Source organism: Aeromonas sp. HMWF014 (assembly GCF_963878295.1).
Classification (GTDB): domain Bacteria; phylum Pseudomonadota; class Gammaproteobacteria; order Enterobacterales; family Aeromonadaceae; genus Aeromonas; species Aeromonas popoffii.
Genome location: NZ_CAWNYS010000560.1, coordinates 1 through 2,292 on the forward strand (window position 1 = coordinate 1; position 2,292 = coordinate 2,292).

The 2,292-nt window shown below is 58.8% G+C and carries 2 protein-coding genes and 1 pseudogene; 2 read left to right on the forward strand and 1 reads right to left on the reverse strand.

From position 1 onward, the window contains the following. The first annotated feature begins 114 nt into the window (after positions 1-114). Both AAC083_RS21585 and AAC083_RS21590 read left to right on the forward strand, forming a co-directional pair. A complete protein-coding gene (locus tag AAC083_RS21585) occupies positions 115-585 on the forward strand; it encodes an FKBP-type peptidyl-prolyl cis-trans isomerase (protein WP_108537667.1) in 471 nt (156 codons plus the stop codon). Positions 586-976: 391 nt separating this feature from the next. Next, a complete protein-coding gene (locus tag AAC083_RS21590) occupies positions 977-1,744 on the forward strand; it encodes a DODA-type extradiol aromatic ring-opening family dioxygenase (protein ID WP_108537668.1) in 768 nt (255 codons plus the stop codon). Positions 1,745-1,914: 170 nt separating this feature from the next. Here AAC083_RS21590 and AAC083_RS21595 read toward each other — a convergent pair. Then, positions 1,915-2,292 (reverse strand): annotated as a pseudogene (locus AAC083_RS21595) (ISAs1 family transposase); the annotation flags it as partial.

The following is a 2,292-nucleotide window of genomic DNA, read 5'->3' on the forward strand; positions in this document are numbered from 1 at the left end:
GATCCTGGTCCCCTCGTCGTCTGTCTGCCCCGTCACATCCTCCTTATGTCCCGACTCGCCCTCCCTCCCCGACTGGGATAAGATGCCACCTTCATTGCATTTAAGGAAAACCTGATGAAATTCATTCTGATCGCGCTGCTGGTTGCCGGTGTCGTCTACTACTTCTACTCGAGCAGCAATAGCAAAAAACAAGCCGTGGAAAATGTGCGCAAGGGCGCCGAGTTTCTCGTCAGCAACAAAGACAAACCCCTGGTGACCACCACGGCCTCCGGCCTGCAGTACGAAGTGCTGACCCCGGGCACTGGCACGGTTCACCCCACCGCCACCAGCAAGGTGAAGGTGCACTACGAGGGCAAGCTGCTGGACGGCACTGTCTTCGACAGCTCGGTCGCCCGTGGCGAGCCCATCGAGTTTGGCCTCAATCAGGTGATAAAGGGCTGGACCGAAGGGGTGCAGCTGATGGTGGAAGGGGAGAAGACCCGCTTCTACATCCCCGCCAATCTGGCCTATGGCGATCGTGCCGCCGGCAAGATACCGCCGGGATCAGTCCTCATCTTCGACGTTGAGCTGCTGGGCATTCAATAAGCTGACTGATGGCAACAGTGCCGCAGACACGATCCCACTGAGCGCCCGTCCTCATCTTCGACGTTGAGCTACCGGGCATTCAATAAGCAGGCCTATTGCCGTACCGCCATAAGTACCCGCGCGGATTTCGATGTGGCGCTGCCGGGTATTCAGCAAGCCTGATGGTGAAATAATCAGACAAGGCCAGCGCCATGCGCTGGCCTTGTCATTTATGGAATCCATCCCCCGGTTTTCGCCATAACTATCAACCCATAGTGAACAGTGCTTATACATGACACTGGATTGTTAACCGCCAATCCGGGGCAGATAATGAGTCCATCGTCAGTGGCGCTGCCCTGACCCGGGTTTTGGTGCGCCGCGCGTACCGACACAGCGTATATGGAGTCTTGTCATGTCTATCGCCCCTGTATGGTTTATCTCTCACGGTGCCCCGGATCTGGTTCTGCGCGACCAGCCGGCAACCCGCTTCCTGAAAAATCTCTCTCTTGGCGACATCAAGGGGCTGGCGGTGATCTCGGCCCACTGGTTCAGCCGCGCCGAACTACAGATCAACGTCGAGCCCAGCCCGGCGCTCATGTATGACTTCTACGGGTTTCCGGAGCCGCTCTACCAGATCCGCTGGCCAGCGCAGAGCCCTCAGTGGCTGCAGGAGGCAGTGAGCGATCAGCTGATGCTGGCGGGCTTGCCGGCAACGCCGGTACGGCGTGAGCTGGATCACGGCGTCTGGTCGCCGCTCTCCCTGATGGATCCGGCCAGCCGCGTCCCCCTGGTGCAGATCGCCATCCCGGCCAGTTTCAGCCCGAGCCAGCTGTGGCAACTGGGTGAGGCACTGCATAGCCTGCGCGAGCAGGGGATAGGCATACTGGCCTCCGGCGCCATCACCCACAACCTGCGGGCACTCGGGCCGGACAACTCGCCCGTACCCGGCTGGGCAAGCGCCTTCGTCAACTGGCTGGAGCAGACCATGAGCGAGGGTGACAGAGCTGCGTTAGAAGAGTACAGAGCCCGCGCGCCGGGGGCGGTGGAATCCCATCCTCACGACGATCACCTGTGCCCGCTGTTTGTGGCGCTCGGCGCCGCCGGCCAGGACAAGCCCCTCAAGCTGCACGACAGCTGGGATGGCGGCAGCCTCTATATGGGCTCCTACCGGTTTGGTTGAGGCTGTCGGCTAAACAAAGCGCCGAATCCAAGCCAGACAGCGTGGCAGATCAACCCGCGATGACTGTGGCAGCAAGGGCAGGGTAACCCCCCGCAAGCGTGTGTAATAGCCGTTTGTTTTCAGCAAGTGCGCACACGCCATGCAACCAGGGCGAGAGCGTGAACATATTGTTAAAATTCACCCAATTTGTTGAGGCCAGCATTGAGTACCTTTTCCAGGTATTCACTGCTCATTCCTGCAATCTTTTGCTTCCGTCTGACGCTCGCTTTGCGTGAAGTTTCAGCCCTGAGCATGTTCAGCCCCATGTGCCGGATGCACGCAAGGATCTCTGCGGCATCACCGCGATAAATTGGGCAATCGTCCTCGCCCATCGTGACGTCCAGCACCCAGTGCAGGCTATTTTCTATGGCCCAGTGCCCACGCACCGCCCGTGTAAACTCATCACGCGTCAGCGCTTTGGAACTGATGTAACAACGATGTTCAAGAGTGATTTTTCCCTTTTTTCAATGCGATAAGAGATGGCCACGCCAATACTGCGCAACTGTTCC

Excerpts from the sequence above, each read along its gene's own strand:
- AAC083_RS21585 (WP_108537667.1), top strand. The coding sequence starts at position 115 with ATGAAATTCATTCTGATCGCGCTGCTGGTTGCCGGTGTCGTCTACTAC.
- AAC083_RS21590 (WP_108537668.1), top strand. The coding sequence starts at position 977 with ATGTCTATCGCCCCTGTATGGTTTATCTCTCACGGTGCCCCGGATCTG.